This window comes from Stenotrophomonas africana, from assembly GCF_013004645.1.
Taxonomy (GTDB): domain Bacteria; phylum Pseudomonadota; class Gammaproteobacteria; order Xanthomonadales; family Xanthomonadaceae; genus Stenotrophomonas; species Stenotrophomonas africana.
The window spans coordinates 163,009-188,332 of sequence record NZ_JABEME010000009.1; the positions used below are offsets into that span (position 1 = coordinate 163,009).

Here is a 25,324-nt window from a genome sequence, read left to right on the forward strand (position 1 = left end):
GGTTGGGGTTGCCGGCCAGCGGCCGGCACTACCGGGGGCGGCATCCGCCGCACCTGCAGTCTCTCCGCCCGGGCTGTCGGGGGCAGTGAGCACTCCGTGCCCACCGCGTGCACGGCATTCATTCCGCCACCACGTGCGCCGTCGCACCCTGCAGGCAACCACACGAGGAATGCCTCCATGAAACATGCGATCGCCGCCGCCGCTCTCAGCGTTGCCCTCGCCGCCTGCAGCAGCACGCCGGTGGCCCAGGTACAGCCGATCGACGGTGTGATTTCCGGCCAGTGCCACAGCGACATGGTGCGCGGCGCACTTGGCCTGGCCGCTTCGGATGCCACCGTCGCACGCGCCCGGGTGGACAGCGACAGCCTGCATGTAAGGGTGCTGCGCCATGACGGTCCGCGGGTGCCACCGGCCAGCGAAGGCGGTGACCGCCTGACCATCGAAAAGGGACGCACCAACAACATCACCGCGATCTACTGCGGATAACCGCCATCGAGCAAGCCCCACGCTGCAGGGTGCCGCCGGGCAGGGCAGGCGCGCCCGACGTCATCTCAGGCGCTGCGCTTGGCCAGCCGCCGCGCCCGGCGCAGTACCTTCAGCGTGGCCTGTTCCCACTGGCGCGGCCCACGCAGGCCGGCCAGTTTCGCCAGTTCGCCGCGCTCCCAGCCGGCGAACACGCAGGGGTCGATATAGGCCTTGCGGCATACCGCAGGCGTATTGCCCAACTGGGTCGCCACCTTGCACACCACCTCGCGCTGTACCTTGGCCATCGCGCGCTGGCTGGCCGGTTCGGGCAGCTCAGTGGCGGCGAACGCCTGCACTGCGGCCAGGGTGCCGCCCCAGGTGCGGAAATCCTTGGCGGTGAAATCCTCGCCCATCACCTCGCGCAGGTAATCGTTGACTGCACCGGAGTCGACCGGCTGGACGACACCGTCGTCGTCGCGGTACTGGAACAACGCCTGGCCCGGCAACTGCTGTACACCGCGCACCAGCGTGCCCAGCCGGCGGTCGCCTACCGTCACTTCATGCAGCTGCCCGGATTTGCCGCGGAAGCGCATCCGTACGCGCCCGCCGCGCAGCAGATCCAGGTGCCGGTTACGCAGCGTGGTCAGGCCAAAGGATTTGTTTTCCTTGGCGTAGGTTTCGTTGCCTACCCGCACCAGGGTGTCGGCCAGCAGCGCGACCACGACCGCCAGCACCTTTTCACGGGGGAAGCCACTGCGCTTGAGATCGCGGCTGAGCCGGCGCCGCAGCGCAGGCAGTGCTTCGCCAAAGGCGATCACCCGGTCGAACTTGCCGGCGTCGCGCACTGCGGCCCAGTCGGGGTGGTAGCGGTACTGCTTGCGCCCGCGTGCATCGCGGCCGGTGGCCTGCAAATGGCCGTTGGCGTGGGCGCAGATCCACACCGCGGTATACGCCGGCGGAATCGCCAGGGCGCGGATGCGCTGCAGCGTTGCCGCCTCGCGCACGGCATGCCCCTCGGCATCGCGGTAGGCAAACCCCTTGCCCGCGCGGCGGCGGCTGAAGCCGGGTTGGGTGTCATCGACATAGCGCAGGCCGGCGGCGCGCGCGGCCTGTTGTTCCGGGGTGGAGGGCGTTGGCATGCGCTGAGTGTCGCGGGTGCGGCGCGGTGATCCTGTCGATAACGCAAGACAAACACGTGAGGGCCGGTTCGCCGCTATGCTCGGGTCTTCACAACCCCTTCCGGAGTCATGATGTCGTTCCCGATTCGCGCCCGTTCGCTCTCCGCCCTGTTGCTGCCGGCCGTGCTGGCCCTGACCGCCTGCCAGGCACCGGCGCTGGATGAACAGGATTCGGCCACCGCCCACGCCCAGCAGGCCGCCGAAGCGGCCAAGGCGCCGGCCGACGACGCCGGCAAGGCCACCGAGGCTCCGCCGGTCGGCACCTGCGACGCCAGCCAGGTGCAGAGCCTGGTCGGCCAGGCCTACACCGACGCCCTGGGCAAGCAGGCGCAGGAAGATGCCGGCGCCAGCCAGCTGCGCGTGCTCAAGCCCAACGACGTGGCCACGATGGAGTTCCTCGGCGACCGCCTGAACATCGAAGTGGACGACAAGGGCGCCGTCAGCGGCGTGCGCTGCGGCTGAGTCCCGCCCCGCGCCGGCACTGGGTTGCCGGCGCGTTCCGTTGCACCTGCAACCGTGTATTGCGGCGTTGCAGCAACCTGTGATCTAGTCGAGGCATCCGGTGGCCTCACGATGCGCTCCAGGGAATGAGCGGGGACGAGTGTCGCCGCCAACCCTATACGCATCGAGGTAGAGATGGCCCCCCGCAACCGCCAAGGGCTTTACGACCCGCGCTCCGAGCGCGATGCCTGTGGATTTGGCATGGTCGCCCAGCTCGACGATCAACCATCGCGCCTGTTGGTTGATACCGCCATCGCCGCGCTTTCGCGCATGACCCACCGTGGCGGTGTCGCCGCCGATGGCCTGACCGGCGATGGCTGCGGCCTGCTGCTGCGCCGCCCCGATGCGTTCCTGAAACTGCTGGCGGGTGAGGCCGGCATCGCCGTCGCCGCACGCTTCGCCGCCGGCCTGGTGTTCCTGCCCCACGACGCCGACGCGGCGCAGGCCTGCCGCGCCCAGCTGCAGGCGCAGCTGGAAGCGGTGGGCTGCAAGGTTGCCGGCTGGCGCGAGGTACCGACCGACGACAGCGTCTGCGGCCAACTGGCGCGCGACACGCTGCCGCGCATCGAACAGGTGTTCGTCGATGCCGGCGTTGGCCAGGATGATGCCGGCTTCGCGCTGGCGTTGTTCCTGGCACGCCGCCGCAGCGAGCAGGAGCTGCGCGATCACGCCGACTTCTACGTCACCACGCTCACCCCGGATGCGATCAGCTACAAGGGCATGGTGCTGCCGGACAAGCTCAGCCGCTTCTTCCCGGACCTGCAGCGCCGCGAGCTGGCCTCCAGCGCCATCGTGTTCCACCAGCGCTTCTCCACCAACACGCTGCCGCGCTGGCCGCTGGCCCACCCATTCCGCATGCTCGCCCACAACGGCGAGATCAACACCATCGAAGGCAACCGGCGCTGGGCGCAGGCACGCAGCAAGGTGTGGAAGACGCCGCGCTTTGATATCGGCGAGTTTGACCCGGTTATTTCCATGCACGGTTCGGACTCGCAGAGCCTGGACAACATGCTGGAGCTGATGGTCGCCGGTGGCATGGAGCTGATCCAGGCGCTGCGCATCCTGGTGCCGCCGGCTACCCAGTCGCTGGAGTTCAAGGATCCGGACCTGGCCGCGTTCTACGAGTTCCACGGCCTGAACAGCGAGCCGTGGGACGGCCCGGCCGGCATCGTTGCCTGCGACAGCCGCTACGCCGTCTGCACCCTCGACCGCAACGGCCTGCGCCCGGCGCGCTGGATGCTGACCGCCGACCGTCATTTCCTGGTCGCCTCCGAAGCGGGCGTGTGGGAAGTGCCGACCGAGCGCGTGGTGCGCAAGGGCAAGCTCGGCCCCGGCGAGATGATCGCCATCGACCTCAAGCGCGGCGACCTGCTCGACTCCGAAGCCATCGACCGCATCAACCGTGGTCGCGCGCCGTACAAGCAGTGGCTGCAGCAGGGCGTGACCTACCTGCAGACCGAACTGATCGATCCCTCGCTGGTGGAAGAGCCGTTCGACGAAGGCACCCTGCGCAGCTACCACAAGCTGTACCAGCTCAGCAGCGAGGAAGTGGAGCAGGTGCTGCGGCCGCTGGCCGAGACCGAGCAGGAAGCCACCGGCTCGATGGGCGATGACACGCCGATGGCGGTGCTGAGCCAGCGCAGCCGCCCGCTGTACGACTATTTCCGCCAGGCCTTCGCGCAGGTCACCAACCCGCCGATCGACCCGCTGCGCGAAGACTGCGCAATGTCGCTGTCCACCCAGCTTGGCAAGGAGACCAACATCTTCCATGCCGGCCCGGAGACGGTGAACCACGTCATCCTCAATTCGCCGGTACTGAGCCAGCGCAAGCTGCGCCAGCTGCTGAAGATGGACCAGTACGTGCAGGCCAACCGCCTGCTCGACCTGTCCTACAGCAAGGACGAGGGCCTGCGCGCCGGCATCGAGCGTATCTGCAGCGAGGCCGAACAGGCCGCGCGCGTGGGCATGGTGATGCTGCTGCTGTCCGACCGCTACCCGGTGGCCGGGCGGCCGATGGTGCATGCGCTGCTGGCCACCAGCGCCATCCACCATCACCTCTCGCGGCTGGGCCTGCGCTGCGACGTGAACCTCATCGTCGAGACCGGCACCGCGCGCGACCCGCACCACATGGCCTGCCTGCTCGGCTTCGGTGCCACGGCGGTGTATCCGTACCTGGCCTACCAGACCCTGTTCGACCTGGGCCGACGCGGCATTCTCAAGCTCAGCAAGGGCGGTGAGCAGTCGCAGATCGGCCGCCGCTACCGCAAGGGCGTCTACAAGGGCCTGTCGAAGATCATCTCGAAGATGGGCATCTGTACCGTGGCCAGCTACCGCGGCGCACAGCTGTTCGAGATCATCGGCCTGGAACGGGAAGTCGTGGACCTGTGCTTCCCGGATACCGCCTCGCGCATCGGTGGTGCCGGTTTCGCGCGCCTGGATGCCGACGCACGCGAGCTGTGCGCGCAGGCCTGGGATGCGCAGCAGGACGTGGATGTCGGCGGCCTGCTGAAGTACGTGCACGGCGGCGAGTACCACATGTACAACCCGGACGTGGTCACCACCCTGCAGCGCGCGGCGCGCAGCGGCGATCCGCGTGCCTGGCAGCAGTACTGCGATGCGGTGCATGCACGCCCGCCGTCGGCACTGCGCGACCTGCTGGAACTGGTGCCGGCCGCCACGCCGGTACCGCTGGACGAGGTGGCTCCAGCCAGTACCCTGTTCCCGCGCTTCGATACTGCGGCGATCAGCCTGGGCGCACTGTCGCCGGAAGCACATGAAGCATTGGCCATTGCCATGAACCGCCTCGGCGGCCGCAGTAATTCCGGCGAAGGCGGTGAGGATCCGGCACGCTACGGCACCGCAAAGCGCAGCAAGATCAAGCAGGTCGCCTCGGGCCGCTTCGGCGTGACCGCCGAATACCTGGTCAATGCCGAGGTGCTGCAGATCAAGGTCGCGCAGGGCGCCAAGCCCGGCGAGGGTGGGCAGCTGCCCGGCCACAAGGTGAACGAACTGATCGCACGTCTGCGCTACGCGCGCCCAGGCATCGGCCTGATCTCGCCGCCGCCGCACCACGACATCTATTCCATCGAAGACCTGGCGCAGCTGATCTACGACCTCAAGCAGGTCAACCCGACCGCGCTGGTGTCGGTGAAGCTGGTCAGCCATGCCGGCGTCGGCACGATTGCCGCGGGCGTGGTCAAGGCCGGTGCGGACCTGATCACCATTTCCGGCCATGACGGCGGCACCGGCGCTTCGCCGGTCAGCTCCATCCGCTATGCCGGCGTGCCATGGGAACTGGGCGTGGCCGAAGCGCACCAGGCGCTGCTGGCCAACGACCTGCGCGGGCGCACCCTGCTGCAGACCGATGGCGGCCTGAAGACCGGCCTGGACGTGGTCAAGGCCGCGCTGCTGGGTGCGGACAGCTTCGGCTTCGGCACCGCGCCGATGATCGTGCTGGGCTGCAAGTACCTGCGCATCTGCCACCTCAACAACTGCGCCACTGGCGTGGCCACCCAGGACGAACGCCTGCGCGAGAACCACTTCACCGGCCAGCCGGAGCGCGTGGAGAACTTCTTCCGCCTGCTGGCCGAGGAAGTGCGCGGCTGGCTGTCGTACCTGGGTGCGCGTTCGCTGGAGGAGATCGTCGGCCGTACCGACCTGCTGCGGCAGATCGAAACGGCGCCGCGCGAGGGCGTGCGCGTGGACCTGTCGCGCCTGCTGGCCGACAGCCGCTACGAAGGCAGCCACTGCGCGGCGCAACGCCTGTACGAATCGCCGGACAGCCTGGCCACGCAGATGGATGGCCTGCTGGCACCGGCCATCGAACACAAGCGCGGCGGCGAGCATCGCTTCCTGATCCACAACACAGACCGCAGCATCGGCACCCGCCTGGCCGGCGCGGTGGCCCGCGCGCACGGCAATCAGGGCATGGCCGAGGCACCGCTGGAACTGCGTTTCCGCGGCAGTGCCGGGCAGAGCTTCGGCGCGTTCAACGTGGGTGGCCTGCACCTGGAAGTGGAGGGTGAAGCCAACGACTACGTCGGCAAGGGTATGGCCGGCGGCCGCCTGGTGGTGCGCCCCCCGCGTGGTGCGCGCTTCGAGGCACGCAGCACTGCGATCATCGGCAATACCTGCCTGTATGGCGCCACCGGCGGCGAACTGTTCGCTGCCGGTCGTGCCGGCGAGCGCTTCGCGGTACGCAACTCCGGCGCGCTGGCGGTGGTGGAAGGCGCCGGTGACCACTGCTGCGAGTACATGACCGACGGCGTGGTACTGGTGCTGGGCAAGGTCGGCCTCAACTTCGGCGCCGGCTTCACCGGCGGCCTGGCCTACGTGCTGGACGTCGACCGCGATTTCGTCGACCGCTACAACCACGAGCTGATCGACATCCATCGCGTGTCGGCCGAGGGCTTCGAAAACTATCGCCAGCACCTGCACCGCCTGATCGGTCGCCATCGCGAGCTGACCGGCAGCATCTGGGCACAGCAGATCCTGGACGAGTTCCGCGATTACATCGGCAAGTTCTGGCTGGTCAAACCGAAGGCCGCCAGCATCGAGTCGCTGACCGAAACCCTCCGCCGCGCCGCGTAACGGTAGTGCCGGCCGCTGGCCGGCAACCCAGGATCACGTAGTGCCGGCCGCTGGCCGGCAACCGCAAAACACCACAGAGCCCGCCATGAGCCGCAAGCACGCCTTCCAGTTCCTCGACCTGCCTCGCACCATGCCGCAGCGCATCCCGGTGGAACTGCGCACCTCCGGCGACTGGGGCGAGTTGTACGGCAAGTTCGGCAAGGAGGACGCGCAGTACCAGGCCGGCCGATGCCTGGATTGCGGCAACCCGTACTGCAGCTGGAAGTGCCCGGTACACAACGCGATTCCGCAGTGGCTGCAGCTGGTGCAGGAGAACCGCATCCATGAAGCGGCCACGCTGTGCCACAGCACCAACCCGCTGCCGGAAGTGTGCGGCCGGGTCTGCCCGCAGGACCGCCTGTGCGAAGGCAGCTGCACGCTGGAGGAATTCGGCGCGGTCACCATCGGTGCGGTGGAGAAGTACATCGTCGATACCGCGCTGGCCAGTGGTTGGCGCCCGGATCTGGCCGCGGTGCAGCCGACCGGCCACAGCGTGGCGGTGATCGGTGCAGGCCCGGCCGGCCTGGCCTGCGCCGACCGCCTGGCCCGCGCCGGCATCGCCGCCGTGGTCTACGACCGCTACGAGCAGATCGGCGGCCTGCTGCAGTTCGGTATTCCCAGCTTCAAGTTGGACAAGGACGTGATCCATCGCCGCCGCGAAGTGCTGGAAGGCATGGGCGTGCAGTTCCGCCTCGGCGTGGAGATCGGTCGCGACCTGAGCGTGCAGCAGCTGCTGGACTCCCACGACGCGGTGTTCGTTGGTACCGGCGCCTACCGCTACACCGACGGCGGCCTCGACGGCCAGGACCTGAAGGGCGTGCTGCCGGCGCTGCCGTTCCTGGTGCAGAACAGCCGCATCGTCGGCGGCGATGATCCGAAGGGCCGGCCGATCGCCGGCTGGGAGGACACCATCGCCCTGCCCGACCTCAACGGCAAGCGCGTGGTGGTGCTCGGTGGCGGCGATACCGGCATGGACTGCGTGCGCAGCGCCGTGCGGCTGGGCGCAGCCAAGGTCACCTGTGCCTATCGTCGCGACGAAGCCAACATGCCCGGCAGCGCGCGCGAAGTGGCCAATGCGCGCGAAGAAGGCGTGCGCTTCCTGTTCAACCGCCAGCCGCTGTCGATCGAAGCCGGCGCCGACGACGAAGTGATCGGCGTGACCGTGGTCGAGACCCGACTTGGCGAGCCCGATGCCAATGGCCGCCAGAATGCGGTGCCGATCGACGGCAGCGAATCGCTGCTGGAGGCGGACGTGGTGATCATCGCCTTCGGCTTCTCACCAACCGTGCCGGCGTGGCTCACCGAACACGGCGTGGAAGGCCAGTCCAACGGTCGCATCGTGGCCGGTGGCAAGGATCGCCTGCCATTCCAGACCGCACATCCGCGTCTGTTCGCCGGTGGCGATGCGGTGCGCGGCGCTGACCTCGTGGTAACCGCCGTGGCCGAGGGTCGCGATGCCGCCGCCAGCATCGTGCGGCTACTGACCCGCTGACAGCGGCGCCAGCAGCACGGCCAACAGCGCGTGCAGTTCGCGGGTTTCCACTGGCTTGGCCAGGAAGTGGTCGATGCCGGCCACGCGGCAGGCCTCGCGGGTACGATCCAGCACGCTGGCGGTCAGCGCGATGATCGGCACCTGCGCACGCGCCGGGCAAGGGTCGGCGCGGATCGCCCGCGCCAGCGCGAAGCCGTCCATGTGCGGCATGTGGCAGTCGGTGATGACCAGGTCGAAGGGTTTCGTCTGCCAGGCCTCGAAGGCCTGCCGGCCATCCCCGCAGGCGTGCACCTGCAGTCCCAGCTCGCACAGGCGCTGCTCCAGCAGAAGCAGGTTGGTGGGATGATCATCGGCTGCCAGCACCCGGGCCGGCGACAGTGGCCGCATTGCCGACAACGGCAGAGGTCGCGGCTCTGCGGGCAACGCACAGCCAGCCAGCTCCAGCTCCATCCTTACCGTGGTGCCCTCGCCTGGCGCGCTGCGCAGCCGCAGCTGCGCGCCCATCGACTCGGCCAGCTCGCGGCAGATCGCCAGGCCCAGGCCGCTGCCACCGAAGCGGCGTGTTGTGGATGCTTCGGCCTGGGTGTAAGCGGCAAACACCGCCTGTTGCCGCTCAGGACTGATGCCTACGCCGCTGTCGCTCACCTGCAGGCGCAGGCGCTGGCCGCCATCGAATTGCTGCAGCACCTGCACCCGCAGTTCCACGCCCCCTTGCTCGGTGAACTTGAGCGCGTTGCCGGCAAGGTTGAACAGGATCTGGCGCACGCGCAGACCGTCGGCGAGCGATCCAGCCTGCAATGCCGGATCCAGCTCGGCGCGCAGGTACAGGCCGCGGCTGGCTGCGACCGGCATCAGCAGCTGCTGCACCGCGCGTACCAGGGCGCCCAGATCCGTGGGCCGCAGCTGCAGCGGCGCGGCCTGGAATCGCTGGCTGTGCAGCACATCGTCGAGGATCTGCCGCAGCATCCGCGCGGCATCACCGACTGTCGCCAGCACCTGCTGCTGGCCCGGATCCAAGTCGCTGCCAGCCAGTCGTTCGAGCATGCCCAGCAGGGTGCTCATCGGCGTGCGGATCTCGTGGCTCATCGTTGCCAGGAAGTGGGTCTTGTCCTGCGCCACCTGCTCGGCCTCCCGGCGCGCTTCGGCCAGCGCCCGGGTGCGCGACTGCGCCTCGCTGACATCGATCCAGTAGCCGCTCCACTCGACATCGCCGTCATCGCAGGACAGCGGTCGACCATGAGAGCGTACCCAACGCCAGCCCTGTGGCGATCGCGTGCGGAAGGTGACGTCGATCGGGCCACGCGCCAGCGCAGCGGCATCGACAGCGTCCATCAGCCGATTGCGATCATCAGGGTGGACCGCTGCGAGCAGGCGCTGCTGGTCGATCAGCGCGGTTTCCACGCTGATCCCGAACAAGGTCTGCACGTCACCTGCAATCTGCGGAAAACTGTAATAGCCCGCGGCGGAACGTCGTGCCTGATAGACCACGGCCGGCAGATTCGAGGTCACCTCCTGCAGGCGTTGCGCGGCTACGCGGCGGCGCGCGCTTTCACGGTGCACGCGCCAATAGCCGAAGGCGTATACCAGCGCGAGCGCCAGCACAATCAGCGAGGCGGTTACCAGCCAACGCAAGGGCGACGGTGACGACTGGCTGCGTGGCCCGGCCGGCTGCCAGGCTGCGCGGATCGCCTCGTGCTGCGCGTCCGTCAGCTGCGACACGGCGTGCTCGAACTCGCTGATGACATCGGCACAGGCGGGCACGACGGCCAGCACCAGCGCGTCGTCGATTCCTGCCGGTGCTGCGACCACCAGTGAATCTCCACGGTAGCGGCGTAACGCGGCCTCGACCTCGCCGAGATTGGCGATCACGGCATCGATCAGGCCGGTACCCAGCAGCGACAGCGCGTCGTCGATCGGTGCCGGTGGCAGCAGCTGCGCACCGGGCGCCTGCTCGGCCAGCAGCGCAGTCAGCGGCAATGGATCGGGACTGGCCACGGTGCGCCCGCGCAGGGCCTCAAGCCCCATGACCGGCGGCGCATCCCGGCGCCGCACGATCACCTGCGGCAGCTGCAGGTAGGGCGCGCTGGCCACCCAGCCGATGGGCACCTGCGAACGTGGCCACCCCAGCAGTGCCTGGGTGTCGTGGGGCAACGCCCCCTCGGCCACGGCAACGCCCCGCAGTGGCTGCATCTGCAGCGGGCGCTGTGCTTCCAGCAGCGCCAGGTACTCCGCGCCGAGCCCGCGCGCCTGGCCCTGTTCGCTGGAGGACAACGGTGCGCGGTCGGCGGGCCAGGCGATGTGCAGCGGCGACTCGCAGCCAGCGGCGGCGGCTGTGGTGGGCAGCAGCAGGCAGGCCAGGACCACGGCGGCGGCAGGCAGGCCAGCGACGTTCACGATGGGCATCCTCATTTCGCGGACGGAAGTGCACGGCCGCGCAGCGGTACCGCTGTCTGCCACGCTAGCGACGTGCGGACAGGCCGCAATGAAGAAAGTTGTAAAAACATCCAGAGAGGGGAATGCCGACATACACTGCCGCCTTCACCCGTACCTGCGGAGCTTTCGATGCGCATCGGCCTGGCTGCCAACCGTCTTCATCACCACGACGCGCGCGCCGCGCTGTTCCGCTGGCTGCGTGTCAGCGAACCCGGCCTGCGCGAACTGGGCGTGTCGCTGCACGCGGTCGGCCGCACCCATGACGCGATCGGACGACAGGGCTTCCTCGCTGGATATGCGGGCCTGCACCGCTATCCCTACGGGCGCGAGGGTGGCCTGATGAAGCTGGTCGCCGAGGTGGTCGGGATGGGGCCGGATCGGACACTGGATGGTGCGATCTATCTGATTGATCCGGTCGATCCGTCCTCGGTGTTTCCGGAGGCCACGGCCCTGAAGCGACAGTGCGTGATCCACGGCAAGCCGTTCATTTCGACCGTGGCCACCGCACGCGACTGGGTCGAGGTGGAGCGCATCCACGCCGGGCTGGCGGCCGATGCCGGCGCCGACGACCTGCATGCGTTCGAAGGACAGACACTGGCGCTGATCGCGCACGATGCGATGAAGCCAGCGATGCTGGCCTTCGCCGATGAGCACTTCGATGTGCTGGCCCGGTTCGGTGAACGCGTGGCGACCGGCACCACCGGTCAGCGCTTGAACGAGCTGGCCTGGAGCCGGGGCTGGCCCAGCGATACGCCCTGGGTGACGCGCTACCAGAGTGGCCCGATGGGCGGTGATGCGCAGATTGCCGACCGGGTGCTGGAGGGGCGTTGCCAGCGTGCGATCTTCTTCGAGGACCCGCATGTGGCGCGCCAGCATGAGGCGGATATCCAGCTGCTGGAGCGTGCGGTGACGACGGTGACCGATCAGGCGGTGTGCATTACGGCGCCGCGGGTGGCGGCACGTTGGGCCACGGCAGCGGCGTTGCGGGCGGGGTGAAGGTTTCGGCCAACGGCTGAGCCCCTCGTGGTGGGTGGGGTCTGCACGACCATGAGGTTGGCCGGGATGGGTGGAATTGCGGGGGACGCCGTAAACCCGTCCTTGGGGGCTTGGCCGCGGCATCCATGCCGCGGACACCCCCGCAATCCCACCCATCCCGTCCTTCGACAGTTTCCGGTGTGCCCACCACGGAAGAAAGAAAGAAGAGCAGGAGCGGGTCGCGCGCTGCGCGCGCTCCATGGCTCGTTGCCATGGTGGGGAATGCCCATTCTTTGCGCAGCATCGAGCTTGCTCGACTGCTCAGCACACGCTCTGGAGTGAAGCCCCTTCTGTTGAAGGGGCGCGCCGAAGGCGGGGGTAGAGGAAGAATGCGTGGGCAACTGCTGTAGCGCTGGCGCTACAGCAGTTGCCGCAACATGGCCTTCAGGCGTCGCCCTTCAAGCTGGAAGTAGTCGCGCTGTTGCCGCCAGGCGGGAAAGCGCTGTTCCACTTCGTGCCAGAACGCGGGTGAATGATTCGGCTGGATCAGGTGGCAGAGTTCGTGCACCAGCACGTACTCGAACGCTTCCGAGCGGCCCAACACCAGGGCCAGGTCCAGCGCCATGCTACCGTCAGGCGCCAGCGAACCCCACTGCGAGGACATCACCTTCAGCCGCAGGCGGCTGGGTGCGCGCGGCAGGGTGGGCAGGTACTTCGGCAGCCAGCGACCGACGTCGGCGCGGGTCTGGGCTTCGTAGAACTCGCGCAGTAGGCGGCGCAGGGTGGCATCGCCGCCCCGGGTCGGCCACTGCACGCAGGCGCCGTGCGCGTCGATCTCCAGGCGCGCGTAGCGACCTTCCTGCCAACGCAGCGGCAATAGTTCGCCGCGCAGGGGCAGCACGCCGGCTTCGCCCGGCTGCAGCGGTGCCGGCAGGCCCTGGCCCTGGTACTGGCGCAGCTGCAGTGCCAGCCAGTCGCGGTGCTGTTCCAGGAAGCGTTCGCCCATCACCAGGCTTGCGCGCGGCGGCAGGGTCAAGCGTGCGCCGCGTTCGTCCACGCTCAGTTTGATGCGGCGCGCACGCGGATCACGCACGCGCAGTACCTCGATCTCGGCATCCTCCAGGCGCAGGCGAACGGTGTCGCGCTGTACGGTGGCAGGCGGGGTCGGGCTGATCAGGCGGCGCAGCAGACGGCTCATGCGCCCAGCATAGCGCTGCTTCGGGCCGCCGGATGACCGGCGGCCGTCGGGCTGCCTGTTCAGTCAGCCTTGCTGAGCTTGAAGGCTTCTTCCAGCAACAGGAACAGGCGGCGGATCTCGGCGCTCTGCAGGGCGAAGCGGGCATCGAACTCGGCGCGGCGGCCGTCTTCGTCGGCATGCTCCAGTTGGTCCAGGGCGCCGTCGAGGAACTTCAGCTTGCGCACGATCAGGTCGTCGCCGATCACGAACGACAGGTTGTCCTCGAAGATCAGCGCCAGCTTGGTGACCTGCTTGCCGACGTCCAGGTGCTTGTCGATCTCGTCGCAGCGCAGTTCCTGGTGCTGGCACTTGACCACCGCGCCGCCTTCCACCGGGTCCTTCATCTCGCATTCTTCGCCCAGGCTCAGCCCGGTCGGCAGCGGCTCGCCAGCAATCCAGCCGGTCAGGATCGAACGCGGTGCGACTTCGGCGTTCAGCGGCATCGCCGGGAAGCTGCCGAGCAGGCCACGGATGTCGGACATGAAGTACTCGCCGGTCTTGCGGCTGGAGGTATCCACCGCCACGTAGCCGTGCTGCAGGTCGATGAAGGCGTCGTTGCGCGAGGACTTCACGAAGGCGCGCGGCAGCAGTTCATGCAGCAGGTCGTCCTTCATGCGCTTGCGCTCGCGGCCACCCGGGCGGCGGCCTTCCTTCTCCTCGATCTCCTCCAGCTTGCGCTCGAGCAGGTCGTTGACCACCGCCGCCGGCAGGATCTTGTCCTCGCCGCCCACGGTCAGCCACAGGTGCTCGGCAATGCGGTGGGAGAGCAGTTCCTTCTCCTCGCGGCCGAACGGCGAGATGAAACCGCGCGAGCTCATTTCCAGCGCGCCGACCGGCTTCAGCAGGGCGTGCGGCAGCAGGGTGTCGACTTCGGAAAAATCAGTGGTGGTCGGGAAACGGAAGAACGTCAGGTTGCGAAAGAACATGGAATTCCGGATGGCAAAGAGGAAGGGCGACCGACCTTAAACGGTGGGCGTCTCGGGATCTGCGTCGGCATCGGCCGGTGAACCGGCCAGCCAGGCATGGGCGTCGGGCAGCGGCGCGTCGTCGCGACGGCCCAGCGCCATGAAGTCGAACAGGGTGGTGTCGGCCAGCTGCGAGGGCCGGACTTCACCCATGGCGCGCGCGATCTGCTCGATGCGGCCCGGGTGGTCCTTCTCCCACTGCTTCAACATCAGGCCGACCTGGCGGCGCTGCAGGTTCTCCTGGCTGCCGCACAGGTTGCAGGGAATGATCGGGAACTGGCGTGCCTGCGCGTAGTCGACGATGTCGCTCTCGCGCACGTAGGCCAGCGGCCGGATCACCACGTGCTTGCCGTCGTCGCTGCGCAGCTTCGGCGGCATGCCCGACAGCTTGGCGTGGTGGAACAGGTTCATGAAGAACGTGGCCACCATGTCGTCGCGGTGGTGGCCCAGCGCGATCTTGGTGAAGCCATGGATTTCGGCGTAGTTGTACAGCGCACCACGACGCAGCCGCGAGCACAGCGAGCACATCGTCTTGCCTTCCGGAATGACCCGGCTGACCACCGAATAGGTGTCCTGCTCGATGATGTGGTACGGCACGCCCAGCCCGGCCAGGTACTCCGGCAGGATGTGCTCGGGGAAGCCCGGCTGCTTCTGGTCCAGGTTCACCGCCACCAGCTCGAACGGCACCGGCGCCTTTTTCTGCAGCTGCAGCAGCACGTCCAGCAGGGTATAGCTGTCCTTGCCGCCGGACAGGCAGACCATCACCTTGTCGCCGGCCTCGATCATGCCGAAGTCGGCAATCGCCTCGCCGACCTGGCGGCGCAGGCGCTTGGCCAGCTTGTGCTGCTCGCGCTCGGCCACGCGCGGATCGCGGGCGGCGCGCGGCAGGGGATCGGGAAGGGAAATCACGGCACTCATGGGCTCCATTCTAACGGCTCGGAGCGGCCCCGGCCGGGGGTCGGAATTCCCCTCTCCCGGCGGTCATCATCGCTGTGTATGCTCGGAGGCTGTGGACACCTACAGCCCCGCCGAGATCGTCGAGCACCTCGCCGCCCTGCGCGCCGAGCACCGCCTGCTGGATGAACAGATCACCCGCATGGCGGCCAACGGCGAGGATGAACTGGAAGCCAAGCGCCTGAAGCGGCGCAAGCTGCAGCTGAAGGACTGCATCGCCAGGCTGGAAAGCCTGCAGATTCCTGACGAACCGGCCTGAAGACCGTCCTGGTGGGTGCCAACCTTGGTTGGCACGGTTGGAAGGTGTGGACCAAGGTCCACACCCACCGCAGGACCCGGCGCTACGTTCAATCCTGCGGCGCGGGCTCGTCCGGGCGCGCCGCTTCCGGGCTGACCCGTTCGATGGTGTGGCGCAGCTCGCGGCCCAGGATGAACTTGGCATCCTTGGCCCAGGCATCCAGCCGCTCGTCGAACAGCAGCTTGCTGTTTTCGTCCGGCCACACCAGGCGCAGTTCGCGCAGCTTCTGGATGAAGCCGCGGAACAGGGACTTGTCGAAGAACTCCGGCGCCGCCGGTGCATAGAGCAGGCTCAGCCGCTGCGCCGCCTGCTGGCACAGGCTTTCCAGCTCGGCGGCGCCGAGCACGCCGGGGCCGTTCTTCACCAGCACCGAGATGGCGATGTAGTAGCGCTCGAACGCCTGCTGCAGCGAATGGCCGATCGCACGCAGGCGGAACACCTCGTCGGTCTGCCCCGTATTACGCGCCAGGATGCCGCCGTCGTCATCGTTGACGTTCTGCAGCAGGCCCTCGCGCACGAACACATCGATGGTCCGGTCGATGCGGTGGGCGAACTCGTCCTCGCTCCACGGCAGGAACAGTTCGGCCTGCAGGAACGGGTACACCGTGCGCCCCAGCTGGACCAGCCCGGTACGGCTCATGCGACGGTTGTTCTGGAAGCAGCAGGCCACCCACGACGAGGCGGTGAACAGATGCACCACGTTGTTGCGGAAGTAGCTGAGCAGCACCGCGGTGTCGCCACTGACGCTGAGCACATCGCCCAGCGGGTGCTTGATGCGGGTGAGGACGTTGATTTCCTCGGCATGGGCGATGATCCGCTCCGGCGAGTGCGGGGTCACCGTCACCCGGTCCGAGTACGGCATCTCGACCAGCAGGGTCTTGCACAGCTCGATCTGCGCGATCAGGTCGGCCTCGCCCATCGCATGCTTCGGCGTGGACAGCAGCGCCAGCGCCAGCAGATTGATCGGGTTGACGTCGGCAGCGCCGTTGATGCGCACCTGGATGCGTTCGGCCAGCGTGTCCACCGTGGTCGACAGCCAGGCCGGCTTCTCGTCCTCGGATACCGCCTCGCCCTTCCACTCCGGCGCCTTCTCGGCCAGCACGTCGTTCAGTGCGATCGGTTCGCCGAAGTTCACCACCACCTGGCCGTAGTTCTGCTTGAGCACCTTGGGGATGCCCCACAGCAGCGACCAGATCGATTCCTTTTCCTTCGGCCGCCCGGACAGTTCGTCCAGGTAGCTGCCGCCTTCCATCAGCTTCTCGTAGCCGATGTAGATGGGCTGGAACAGCACCGGCTTGCGCGGCTGGCGCAGGAACGCGCGCAGGGTCATCGAGATCATGCCGCCCTTGGGCTGCAGCAGGCGGCCGGTGCGCGAACGGCCACCTTCGACGAAGTACTCCAGCGAGTAGCCACCGGCCACCAGCTGCGCGACGTACTCACTGAGCACCGCCGAATACAGCGCGTTGCCGCGGATCGAACGGCGGATGAAGAACGCACCGCCCTTGCGCAGCAGGGTGCCGACCACCGGCAGGTTCAGGTTGATGCCGGCCACGATGTGTGGCGGCACGATGCCGCGGTCGTACAGCAGGTAGGACAGCAGCAGGTAGTCCATGTGGCTGCGGTGGCTGGGCACGTAAACCACTTCGTGGCCCGGCGCGGCGGCCTTGAACTTGTCCAGGTGGTGCACCAGTACGCCCGCATAGATGCGGTTCCACACGTGGCTGAGCATGAAGCTGGCCGAGCGCACCACCGGGCTGGAGTAGTCCGCGGCGATTTCCCAGGCGTAGGCATGCGCCTTCTTCCAGGCATCGGCCGGCTTGGAGTTGTCGCGCTTGGCCTGCGCGGCGATCGCTTCGCGCACCGGTTCGGCGGCCAGCACCTGGTCCACCAGCAGGCGCCGGGTCGACAGGTCGGGGCCGATCACCGATTCACGGATGCGGCGGAAGTGCGTACGCAGCACGCGCTGCAGCTTGCGCACCGTGCGTTCCGGCTCCAGGCCTTCGTCCACGGTGCTGCGCAGCGAGATCGGCGGGGCGAAGCGGACGATGGTACTGCGGCCGTTGAGCAGTACCGCCAGCAGGCGGCGGAAGCGGCCGACCAGCGCCCAGTTTTCCGAGAACAGCACAGCGAACCAGCCGCTCTGCTTGTCCGGCGCGCGGCCGACGAAGATCGACACCGGCACCAGGTGCACGTCCAGGTCGTCGCGCACGCGGTGCGCCTGCAGGACCTTGGCCAGCGAATCGGAATGGGTCTTGGCCCCGCGCTGCTCGGGGATCAGCGAGTTGCTGGAGCTGCGGCGCGACAGTGCCAGGTAAGCGCGCTTGCGGCCGGTCGGGTCACCGGCCAGCGGCACCAGCGGCGACGGCAGGCCGGCCTGGCGGCAGGCCTTGTCCAGGATCAGCGCGTTGGACAGGCCGTAGTCTTCCAGCACGTACATGACCGGGCGGCCATCGTTGTACTGGCCCGGGTCTTCCGGCTCGATCTTCAGCGACAGCCACGGCTCGACCAGGCGGCCCAGCAACCGTGCCCACAGCGGGCGGCGGCCAGCCGGACGCGCGTGCGCGGGCGGCGGTACCGGGTTCGGGCCGGTACCGGTCGAGGGGGACGCCGGCACCGTATCGGCGGGCGTCGACTGGGATTCTTCGCCGGGGAACGGCAGCGGGTTCTGTTTCGACATCGGCGCCATTATGGCTTAGGCGGCGGCGTTGCCGCTTCCCCACCGTCGGCGGGGGCTTCGGCCGGTGACGGCGACGCAGCAGCGCGGGCCGCGTCGGCCTTGCGCAGCAGGGCGTCGGTATCGGCCAGGGTGCGGGTCAGGTACCAGTGGCCCTCGCGGCGGCTCAGCGGCAGCTGCAGGGTCATTTCGCGGCCAGCCAGGTCGTAGTGCAGGCGTACCAGCGCATTGTCGCCCTCCACCGAGAGCAATTCGCCGCGCACGCTGCGCAGCGCGTCGTCCACGCCCAGCCCGTAGCTGCCCAGCACCGCCTTGAGGGTGTGGATGAACGGTGCCAGCTGCTGCAGGCTGCCTTCCATGCCGGCGGCCTGCAGGCCGGCCTCATCGTCGAAGCCGACCTTGTCGGCCGCGCCGACCAGCGCGGCGATGGTGCTGCGCGCGCGGGCACGGTCACTGATCGGTGCCCCCTGCGCCCAGCTGGCGAGGGTTTCCACCAGGGCGATGTAGTGGGACTGTTGGCCGGGCGTATAGCCCTTCTGATGGCGCAGGTACTGCACACCGAAGTTGCCCATCGACTGCGCGGCCTGGCGCACGGCACCGGCCTGGCCGGCCAGCTGGCGGTCGAAGCTGCGCTGCAGTTCGACGCTGGCATTGGGCGCACGCAGGGCGGCCAGCATCGGCAGCAGCTGGTCGCCCAGCGGGAGCTCGGTCAGCGGCCACTGGCTGTGGCCCTCGTCCCACGCCTGCTGCAGGCGCTGGTACTGGCTCGGCGGTACCGACAGCTTCGCGTAGCCGACCAGATCGTCCTCGGCCAGGCGCAGGGCCATGGCCTGCACCGCCGCAACCGGTTCGGCCGCCGGCTTGGCCGGATCGTTGGCCGATTCACGACACGCGGCCACGGCCAGCAGCAGCATGGCTACCAACCCCCATCCACGCGCAGACCTTCCTCGCACTGCCACGCTCATGCACTCGGACTCCCCGGACCGGTCCGCATCTTGCGGCCTGCGACGTGACAGCGGCAAGCCGGGACGTCACGGTTTACGCTGTTGCCCGTGCAAGTCACTGACCGGAATAAAAAAAGAGCCGGGATCACGGGGATCACAGGCTCTTCAAGCCGGCGCAGGGCCGGTGGACAGTGGTGTGGCGCATGTCCGGTCCGAGGACCGGATGGCGGCGATCCTACGCTGCCGCTCAAGTTAAGGCAACACTTCACGTAGTGCCGTATAAATTGTTGATTTTATTGAACGACCTGGTACCTGGGACCGGGCTCAGGAAATCTACGGCAGGTTTTGCGGCGATTCGGGCACAACCGCTCCGCGGGCGGATGCAAAAACGCCATCCCGCGCGGGTCGGGATGGCGTTCGAGCCTGCAGCCTTGGCAGCGGAATCTCAGCGCGCAGCCAGCGCCGATGCGATTTCCTGCTGGATGGCCCGGGCTGCGGCCTGCGGATCGGCGGCCAGGCGGATCGGACGGCCGACCACGATGGCATCGGCGCCATCGGCAAAGGCCTGGTCCACGCCAACAGTACGCTTCTGGTCATCACCGACCGGGCCGCCGGGGCGGATGCCCGGGCAGACGATCGAGAACCCGGCGCCGGTGGCGGCCCGGATCGGGCCGGCTTCCTGGCCCGAGGCGATCACGCCATCAATGCCAGCCGCCTGGGCGGCCAGCGCACGCTCGACCACCACGTCCACCGGTTCACGGTCGATGCCCATCTGCGCCAGGTCCGGACGGCCCATTGAGGTCAGCACGGTCACCGCCAGCAGGCGCATGTCGCTGCTGTTGGCGGCGGCGCAGGCTTCCATCATCGCCGGGTGCCAGCCGTGGATGGTGGCGTAGCTGACCGGCCACTGCGACAGGCGCTTGATCACCGCCGCGGCGGTGGCCGGGATGTCGAAGAACTTCAGGTCGACGAACACGCGCTTGTCGCGGCGGGCCAGCTCGTCCAGCACCTGGAAGTACTCGCCGGAGGCAAGCAGTTCCATGCCGATCTTGTAGAACGCCACGCTGTCGCCGAGGCGATCGACCCACTCCAGCGCCTGCACGCGGTCAGGCACGTCCAGCGCGAAGATCAGGCGCTCGTCGTCGCGCAGCGGCAGCGGTGCGCGGCTCACGGTGCGTAGTCCAGGGCAGCGCGCTTGGCGTCGTGACGGGACTGGCGCGACTGGCTGTAGTCGTTGTTGAACTGCGCCGGCTCGAAGCCGCCGTAAGTCGGGTTCGGCAGCATCCACCAGCGCTCGCCGAACCAGTCGTGGTACTGCTGCAGCAGCGCGTCACGACCCTCGTTGGTGTTGGCGGTCACTTCGACGAAATCGCCCAGCTGGTCGCCGAACTGCATCAGCACGCGGTACTTCTGTCCGGCCAGGCGGCGGCGGCAGTTCTTCTCGCTGCCGGCCTGCTCGCAGCCTTCGACCACGGTGCCCAGGCCCAGGAACACGCTGTCATCGGCCACCGGCAGGCCCTGCTCGCGCAGGTTGGCCAGGGTCGCGTCCTTCAGGTGCACGGCGCGGTTGGAGATGTACAGCAGGGTCACGCCCTTGGCATTGGCGGCCTTGGCGAAATCGACCACGCCCGGAATGGCCTTGGCCTTCTTTTCGGCCACCCACTGGTCCCAGGTCATTTCATCGTATTCCTTGCCGTCGCGGACCAGGCGCGCCTGGTAGGGCGAGTTGTCCAGCACGGTCTCGTCCACGTCCAGCACCACGGCCGGCTTCAGGCCCTTGGCCTCGTTGCCGCGTTCTTCCGGCACCAGTGCATCCCAGTGGGCTTCCTTCAGCGCGGCATCCAGGTGATCGGCGGCGGCACGGTAGGTCTGCTCGGTGATCGCCTTGTACTCCTGCGCGCGCTGCATCCACAACACTGCATTGAGATTGTCGTTGGCAGTGGCATCGAGCGCGCCATCGGCCTTGGCAGCGGCGGCCGGGGCCTCCGCTGCAGCGGCTTCGGCGGCAGGCGCATCCACGCGCTTGCAGGCGGACAGGCCCAGCGCCGCAGTGGCGAGCAGGGTCAGGGACAGGGAAACGGGACGACGCATGGATTCACCGGCAATCAGATATACCGGCCCATTTTACCGGCAAAGGCACCGCCGGGACGGCTATGCTTGACGGTTGACCCGTTGTCTTCCGGAAGCCGCCATGACCGACCCTGCCCAGACCCCCGACGTTCCCCTGCTCGACGCCGTGCAGGCCCGCCTGTTGGGCTGCCTGGTGGAGAAGGAGGCGACCACCCCGGATACCTATCCGCTGACGGTCAATGCCGCCCAATCGGCCGCCAACCAGAAGACCGCCCGCGAGCCGGTGATGAACGTGGACGCCGGCAGCGTGCAGCATGCGCTGCGCCAGCTGGAGGCACTGGGCCTGGCTCGCCAGCACTTCTCCTCGCGCGCGGACCGCTACGAGCACCGCCTGCAGGCCGCGCTGGACCTGACCCGGCAGCAGACCGTGCTGCTGGCGCTGCTGCTGCTGCGTGGGCCGCAGACGCTGGGCGAACTGATCACGCGCAGCGAACGCCTGCACCGCTTCGCCGACACCGACGAAGCCCGCCACGCCATCGAGCGCCTGCAGCAGCGCGCGCTGCTGGTGGTGCTGCCGCGGGCCAGCGGCCAGCGCGAAGACCGCTACATGCACCTGCTGTGCGGCGAAGTGGATGGCGCGGCGCTGGCGGCCAGGTACGCCAACAGCGGCGGTGGCAGCAGCGATGCGGCCGACCCGGGCCTGGCCGAGCGCGTGGCGCAGCTGGAAGCGGCCGTGGCCGAACTGCAGGCACAGCTGGCCGAACTGCGCGGTTGAAGGGGGGGGTGCCGACCAACGGTCGGCGCCCACCATCAGCCGCTACTGTGCCGGCCAGCGGCCGGCACCTGCCAACATCAGGGGTCAGACCTGCGCCGCACCCGGGGTGGCATACAGCCGGCTCGGGCTGTCCACGCCCGGCAGCTGGATCACCCCGCGCTCCTGCATGCCCAGGCCCAGCAGGATCTTCCCGGACACCACGTTGTCCAGATCGGTAATGCCATACAGGTCCTGCAGGCCCAGCCCAGCGCGCGCATGCGCGAACACCGCCCGCGCCGCCTCACCGGCGTAGCCCTGCCCGGCGAATTCCGACAGCACCGCGTAGCCGATGTCCGGCCCCGGCAAGCCATCGCGCCGCACCAGCCCGGCGTTGCCCAGCCAGGCACCATCGGACAACCGCTCGATGGCATACATGCCAAAGCCATTCAACGCATAGCTGTGCAGCACACGCAGCGCGATGTATTCCCGCGCCTGCTCCTCACTGCGCACATTGCGGTCACCGATGAAGCGCACGAAGCCCGGATCGTTCAACAGCGCCAGCATCGGCGCCGCATCGCGATCCGGTTCAATCGCACGCAGGCGCAGGCGTTCACTCTCGATCGGTTGCACAGGCAGACCTCCAGCCGAAACCCCGATTCTGCCTCAACTCCCGGCTGCTGCTTTTGATTTTCTTTTTTCTTTTCCGTGGCTGGCATGCACGGAAACTGTCAGAGGCCTGGCGGGTGGGCTGGGCGGGACCGTCCGCGGCATGGATGCCGCGGCCGAGCCCCCATGGACGGGTTTACGGCGTGTCCCGACCAGCCCACCCGCCAGGCCCCCCACGAATGCATTGCGAGCGGCGCCAACCACGAGGGGCTGCGCCGTTCGCCGGTCAATCGAACAACGCCTCGATCGCCGCCAACCCCGCACTCGCCCGTTCCTTCTTGCGCACCGCATCAGCCACCGGATCAGCACCATCGCGCTGGATCTCCTCGGCCGGAATCTCCTCGAAGAACCGGCTCGGCTTCAGCCGCACATGCTCGCCGAACTTGCGCGTCAGCTTGCTGTAACTCATCCACAGCTGGATCTTGGCGCGGGTGATGCCCACGTACAGCAGGCGCCGTTCCTCCTGCAGGTTGCCCTCGTCCAGGCTGACCTGGTGCGGCAGCACGCCATCCTCGCAGCCGACGATGAACACGTACGGGAATTCCAGGCCCTTGGAGGCGTGCATGGTCATCATGCGCACCTGGTTGCCGCCCTCGTCCTTGTCGCTGCGTGACAGCAGCGCCAGCTGGCCGGCCAGGTCGGCGGCGGTGGCACCGCGCGGGCCGCCCTCGAACCACTGTGCCAGTTCCTCGATGTTGTTGGCACGGCGCTGGTAGCTGGCTTCTTCCTTGGCCTGCTGGCGCAGTTCACTGAGCAGGCCGGATTCCTTGGCGACCTTGCGGATCATGTCGCCGGAACTGATCTGCCGCATCTGCGCGCGCAGGTCGCGCAGGATGTCGGTGAAGCGCGCGAGGCTGTTGGCTGCGCGCGGCGGCAGTTGCTGCAGGGCACCGATCGCCTCGGCGGCCTGCGCCATCGGCATGTCCTTTTCCTGCGCCAGTTCGGCCAGCCTGGCCAGCGTGCCGGCACCGACGTCACGCTTGGGCGACTGCACCGCCCGCATGAACGCGGTGTCGTCGTCGGGGTTCACCAGCAGCCGCAACCAGGCCAGCGTGTCCTTCACTTCCTGGCGTTCCAGGAACATGGTGCCGCCGGTCAGGTGATACGGGATGCGCAGCAGCTGCATCGCCTTTTCCAGCGGGCGCGACTGGAAGTTGCCGCGGAACAGGATGCAGAAATCACTCCACGGCACATTGCGCGACTGCGCCACGAAGGCGATCTCGGCGGCGACCTTTTCCGCTTCGTGCTCGCTGTTGCGGCACTCCCACACGCGGATGCGCTCGCCGTCGGCCTGGTCACTCCACAGCTTCTTCAGGTGCTCGTGCGGGTTGTTGGCGATCAGCGCATTGGCCGCGCGCAGCACGCGGTTGGAGCAGCGGTAGTTCTGCTCCAGCTTGATGATCTCCAGCTTGGGATAGTCGCGCCCCATCTGCTGCAGGTTTTCCGGATTGGCACCGCGCCAGGCATAGATCGACTGGTCATCGTCACCCACGCAGGTGAAGTTGCCCTTGTCGCCGGCCAGCTGCTTGAGCAGCCGGTACTGCGCGTCGTTGGTGTCCTGGCATTCGTCCACCAGCAGGTAGCCGATGCGCTCACGCCAGGCCAGCGCGATCTCCGGGTTCTCTTCCAGGATCTGCACCGGCAAACGGATCAGGTCGTCGAAGTCGACTGCATTGAACGCGGTCAACCGCAGCTGGTAACGCTCGTAGACACTGGCCGCTTCCTTCTCGCGATTGCTGCGCGCGGCGGCCATCGCCTGTTCGGGCGACAGGCCGGCGTTCTTCGCGCGCGACACCAGGTTCTTCATGTCCTCGATGTCATCGGGCTTGGCGCCGTACATCAGGTCCTTGATCTGCGCGGCGGCATCGTCGGCATCGAAGATCGAGAAGCCGCGCTTGAGCCCCACCGCGGCGTGCTCGATCTGCAGGAACTTCAGGCCCAGCGCATGGAAGGTGCAGATCGTCACCTCGTCGGCGTCCTGCTCGCGCAGGCGCTTGGCCACACGCTCGCGCATTTCCTTGGCCGACTTGTTGGTGAAGGTGATCGCCGCGATGCGGCGCGCCGGGTAGCGGCCGCAGCTGATCAGGTGGGCGATCTTTTCCACGATCACGCGCGTCTTGCCGCTGCCCGCGCCGGCGAGCACCAGCAACGGACCTTCGATGTGCAGGACGGCGGCGGCTTGGGGGGGATTGAGACCGTGCATGGGATGGGGATTGTAGCGGGGCCGGGTGACGACCACAGCGGCCGCCGGTGGGGTTGCTGAACGGCTTCGGTGGAGCGGGGCTGCGGCGTACAATCCGTCGATGGCCAAGCTCTACTTCTACTATTCGGCGATGAACGCCGGCAAGACCACCACCCTGCTGCAGAGCGCCCACAACTACCGCGAACGCGGCATGCGGGTGGCGATCCTGACCCCGCGCCTGGATGATCGTGCCGGCGCCGGCGTGGTCGCTTCGCGGATCGGCCTGCGTGCCGAGGGCATGGCCTTCGACCGGGACACCGACCTGCAACGCTGGGTCGAGCAGGACCTGGCGACGAACGGGCCGATGGGCTGCGTGCTGGTGGACGAGGCGCAGTTCCTGACCCGCGCCCAGGTCTGGCAGCTCAGCGAGGTGGTCGACCAGCTGCGCATTCCGGTGCTGTGTTACGGCCTGCGCACCGACTTCCGCGGTGAGCTGTTCGAAGGCAGCCAGTACCTGCTGGCCTGGGCCGACGAGATGCAGGAGATCAAGACCATCTGCCACAGCGGCAAGAAGGCGACGATGACGGTACGCGTGGACGAGCATGGCCACGCGGTGCAGGACGGCCCGCAGGTGGAGATCGGTGGCAACGACCGCTACGTGTCGGTCAGCCGCGCGGAGTTCAAGAAGATCACCCGCGGCGAAGGCCGGATCGATCCGGCGCAGGCACCCCTGCCGCTGTAAAGGGTGTTCGGCAGGGCTGCGCCCTGCACCTGCAGAGGCAACAGCAACGGCAACGGCCAGAGCCAAAGCGGCATTCCGTGGGATGGCGGGGCGGTGTGGGTGGGCAGGACACGCCGTAAACCCGTCCCTGGGGGCTCGATGGCGCCATCCATGGCGCCAACGGTC

At 68.0% G+C, this 25,324-nt stretch carries 19 protein-coding genes; 8 read left to right on the forward strand and 11 right to left on the reverse strand.

Annotation, left to right across the window (positions count from 1 at the left end; translation table 11 throughout):
• Positions 1 to 177: 177 nt before the first annotated feature.
• Positions 178 to 486: a hypothetical protein gene (locus HLA98_RS16205; RefSeq protein ID WP_057499991.1), complete on the forward strand. Its 309-nt coding sequence runs from the start codon at positions 178 to 180 to the stop codon at positions 484 to 486.
• A gap of 65 nt (positions 487 to 551) precedes the next feature.
• On the opposite strand, the gene HLA98_RS16210 is transcribed toward HLA98_RS16205, so the two are convergent.
• Positions 552 to 1,604: a DNA topoisomerase IB gene (locus HLA98_RS16210; protein ID WP_049448291.1), complete on the reverse strand. Its 1,053-nt coding sequence runs from the start codon at positions 1,602 to 1,604 to the stop codon at positions 552 to 554.
• Between the two features lie 111 nt (positions 1,605 to 1,715).
• Between HLA98_RS16210 and HLA98_RS16215 the strand changes: the two genes are divergently transcribed.
• The 3 genes from HLA98_RS16215 to HLA98_RS16225 all read left to right on the forward strand — a co-directional run bounded on the left by HLA98_RS16215 (position 1,716) and on the right by HLA98_RS16225 (position 8,265).
• A complete protein-coding gene (locus tag HLA98_RS16215; RefSeq protein WP_057499990.1) occupies positions 1,716 to 2,105 on the forward strand; it encodes an I78 family peptidase inhibitor in 390 nt (129 codons plus the stop codon).
• Positions 2,106 to 2,279: 174 nt separating this feature from the next.
• Positions 2,280 to 6,734 carry a glutamate synthase large subunit gene (gene gltB, locus HLA98_RS16220; RefSeq protein WP_057499989.1) on the forward strand — a complete coding sequence of 1,485 codons (4,455 nt, stop codon included), beginning with the start codon at positions 2,280 to 2,282 and terminating at the stop codon, positions 6,732 to 6,734.
• Between the two features lie 85 nt (positions 6,735 to 6,819).
• The gene (locus HLA98_RS16225; protein WP_057499988.1) at positions 6,820 to 8,265 is read left to right on the forward strand and encodes a glutamate synthase small subunit GltD family protein; all 1,446 of its coding nucleotides are present in this window, start codon (positions 6,820 to 6,822) and stop codon (positions 8,263 to 8,265) included.
• Here HLA98_RS16225 and HLA98_RS16230 read toward each other — a convergent pair.
• Positions 8,251 to 10,659, reverse strand: a complete 2,409-nt coding sequence (locus HLA98_RS16230; RefSeq protein ID WP_057500009.1) for an ATP-binding protein — start codon at positions 10,657 to 10,659, stop codon at positions 8,251 to 8,253. The two genes, HLA98_RS16225 and HLA98_RS16230, sit on opposite strands and share 15 nt — an antisense overlap.
• Positions 10,660 to 10,827: 168 nt before the next feature.
• Here HLA98_RS16230 and HLA98_RS16235 point away from each other — a divergent pair, with 168 nt between their 5' ends.
• Positions 10,828 to 11,694, forward strand: coding sequence for a methylglyoxal synthase (locus HLA98_RS16235; RefSeq protein ID WP_057499987.1), 867 nt, complete (start codon positions 10,828 to 10,830; stop codon positions 11,692 to 11,694).
• Positions 11,695 to 12,091: 397 nt separating this feature from the next.
• Here the strand turns inward: HLA98_RS16235 and HLA98_RS16240 are convergent, their stop codons facing one another.
• From HLA98_RS16240 to ttcA, 3 genes are read right to left on the reverse strand one after another with little or no spacing between them, the layout of a single operon-like run.
• Entirely contained in the window at positions 12,092 to 12,871 is a 780-nt protein-coding gene (locus HLA98_RS16240; protein ID WP_057499704.1) for a M48 family metallopeptidase, read from the reverse strand.
• Positions 12,872 to 12,930: 59 nt separating this feature from the next.
• Entirely contained in the window at positions 12,931 to 13,836 is a 906-nt protein-coding gene (locus HLA98_RS16245) for a recombination-associated protein RdgC (RefSeq protein ID WP_057499703.1), read from the reverse strand.
• A gap of 36 nt (positions 13,837 to 13,872) precedes the next feature.
• Positions 13,873 to 14,793 (reverse strand): tRNA 2-thiocytidine(32) synthetase TtcA, encoded by a 921-nt coding sequence (gene ttcA / locus HLA98_RS16250; RefSeq protein WP_057499702.1) that lies wholly within the window; start codon positions 14,791 to 14,793, stop codon positions 13,873 to 13,875.
• Between the two features lie 91 nt (positions 14,794 to 14,884).
• On the opposite strand from ttcA, the gene HLA98_RS16255 reads away from it, so the two are divergent.
• Positions 14,885 to 15,088: a YdcH family protein gene (locus HLA98_RS16255; RefSeq protein WP_005421068.1), complete on the forward strand. Its 204-nt coding sequence runs from the start codon at positions 14,885 to 14,887 to the stop codon at positions 15,086 to 15,088.
• Between the two features lie 88 nt (positions 15,089 to 15,176).
• Here the strand turns inward: HLA98_RS16255 and plsB are convergent, their stop codons facing one another.
• From plsB to HLA98_RS16275, 4 genes are all read right to left on the reverse strand, one after another.
• Positions 15,177 to 17,813 (reverse strand): glycerol-3-phosphate 1-O-acyltransferase PlsB, encoded by a 2,637-nt coding sequence (plsB, locus tag HLA98_RS16260; RefSeq protein WP_049448279.1) that lies wholly within the window; start codon positions 17,811 to 17,813, stop codon positions 15,177 to 15,179.
• The gene (locus HLA98_RS16265; protein ID WP_057499701.1) at positions 17,813 to 18,766 is read right to left on the reverse strand and encodes a hypothetical protein; all 954 of its coding nucleotides are present in this window, start codon (positions 18,764 to 18,766) and stop codon (positions 17,813 to 17,815) included. The genes plsB and HLA98_RS16265 overlap by 1 nt, the downstream gene beginning before the upstream one ends.
• A gap of 424 nt (positions 18,767 to 19,190) precedes the next feature.
• Positions 19,191 to 19,916 carry an orotidine-5'-phosphate decarboxylase gene (gene pyrF / locus HLA98_RS16270; protein ID WP_057499700.1) on the reverse strand — a complete coding sequence of 242 codons (726 nt, stop codon included), beginning with the start codon at positions 19,914 to 19,916 and terminating at the stop codon, positions 19,191 to 19,193.
• Complete coding sequence (locus HLA98_RS16275; protein ID WP_057499699.1) at positions 19,913 to 20,836, reverse strand: 5'-nucleotidase, lipoprotein e(P4) family; 924 nt, start codon at positions 20,834 to 20,836, stop codon at positions 19,913 to 19,915. Before HLA98_RS16275 ends, pyrF begins: the two co-directional genes overlap by 4 nt.
• Before the next feature lie 100 nt (positions 20,837 to 20,936).
• Here HLA98_RS16275 and HLA98_RS16280 point away from each other — a divergent pair, with 100 nt between their 5' ends.
• Positions 20,937 to 21,590: a YceH family protein gene (locus tag HLA98_RS16280; RefSeq protein WP_049448273.1), complete on the forward strand. Its 654-nt coding sequence runs from the start codon at positions 20,937 to 20,939 to the stop codon at positions 21,588 to 21,590.
• A gap of 84 nt (positions 21,591 to 21,674) precedes the next feature.
• Here the strand turns inward: HLA98_RS16280 and HLA98_RS16285 are convergent, their stop codons facing one another.
• Together HLA98_RS16285 and HLA98_RS16290 are read right to left on the reverse strand one after the other, a co-directional pair.
• Positions 21,675 to 22,199, reverse strand: coding sequence for a GNAT family N-acetyltransferase (locus tag HLA98_RS16285; protein WP_057499698.1), 525 nt, complete (start codon positions 22,197 to 22,199; stop codon positions 21,675 to 21,677).
• A 262-nt stretch (positions 22,200 to 22,461) separates the two neighbouring features.
• A complete protein-coding gene (locus tag HLA98_RS16290) occupies positions 22,462 to 24,438 on the reverse strand; it encodes a UvrD-helicase domain-containing protein (RefSeq protein WP_129550603.1) in 1,977 nt (658 codons plus the stop codon).
• Between the two features lie 100 nt (positions 24,439 to 24,538).
• On the opposite strand from HLA98_RS16290, the gene HLA98_RS16295 reads away from it, so the two are divergent.
• A complete protein-coding gene (locus HLA98_RS16295) occupies positions 24,539 to 25,159 on the forward strand; it encodes a thymidine kinase (RefSeq protein ID WP_010487338.1) in 621 nt (206 codons plus the stop codon).
• Positions 25,160 to 25,324 lie beyond the last annotated feature (165 nt).

Coding starts and splice junctions, on each gene's coding strand:
- HLA98_RS16205 (WP_057499991.1), top strand. CDS start 178: ATGAAACATGCGATCGCCGCCGCCGCTCTCAGCGTTGCCCTCGCCGCC.
- HLA98_RS16210 (WP_049448291.1), bottom strand. CDS start 1,604: ATGCCAACGCCCTCCACCCCGGAACAACAGGCCGCGCGCGCCGCCGGC.
- HLA98_RS16215 (WP_057499990.1), top strand. CDS start 1,716: ATGTCGTTCCCGATTCGCGCCCGTTCGCTCTCCGCCCTGTTGCTGCCG.
- gltB (WP_057499989.1), top strand. CDS start 2,280: ATGGCCCCCCGCAACCGCCAAGGGCTTTACGACCCGCGCTCCGAGCGC.
- HLA98_RS16225 (WP_057499988.1), top strand. CDS start 6,820: ATGAGCCGCAAGCACGCCTTCCAGTTCCTCGACCTGCCTCGCACCATG.
- HLA98_RS16235 (WP_057499987.1), top strand. CDS start 10,828: ATGCGCATCGGCCTGGCTGCCAACCGTCTTCATCACCACGACGCGCGC.
- HLA98_RS16240 (WP_057499704.1), bottom strand. CDS start 12,871: ATGAGCCGTCTGCTGCGCCGCCTGATCAGCCCGACCCCGCCTGCCACC.
- HLA98_RS16245 (WP_057499703.1), bottom strand. CDS start 13,836: ATGTTCTTTCGCAACCTGACGTTCTTCCGTTTCCCGACCACCACTGAT.
- ttcA (WP_057499702.1), bottom strand. CDS start 14,793: ATGAGTGCCGTGATTTCCCTTCCCGATCCCCTGCCGCGCGCCGCCCGC.
- plsB (WP_049448279.1), bottom strand. CDS start 17,813: ATGGCGCCGATGTCGAAACAGAACCCGCTGCCGTTCCCCGGCGAAGAA.
- HLA98_RS16265 (WP_057499701.1), bottom strand. CDS start 18,766: ATGAGCGTGGCAGTGCGAGGAAGGTCTGCGCGTGGATGGGGGTTGGTA.
- HLA98_RS16275 (WP_057499699.1), bottom strand. CDS start 20,836: ATGCGTCGTCCCGTTTCCCTGTCCCTGACCCTGCTCGCCACTGCGGCG.
- HLA98_RS16280 (WP_049448273.1), top strand. CDS start 20,937: ATGACCGACCCTGCCCAGACCCCCGACGTTCCCCTGCTCGACGCCGTG.
- HLA98_RS16290 (WP_129550603.1), bottom strand. CDS start 24,438: ATGCACGGTCTCAATCCCCCCCAAGCCGCCGCCGTCCTGCACATCGAA.
- HLA98_RS16295 (WP_010487338.1), top strand. CDS start 24,539: ATGGCCAAGCTCTACTTCTACTATTCGGCGATGAACGCCGGCAAGACC.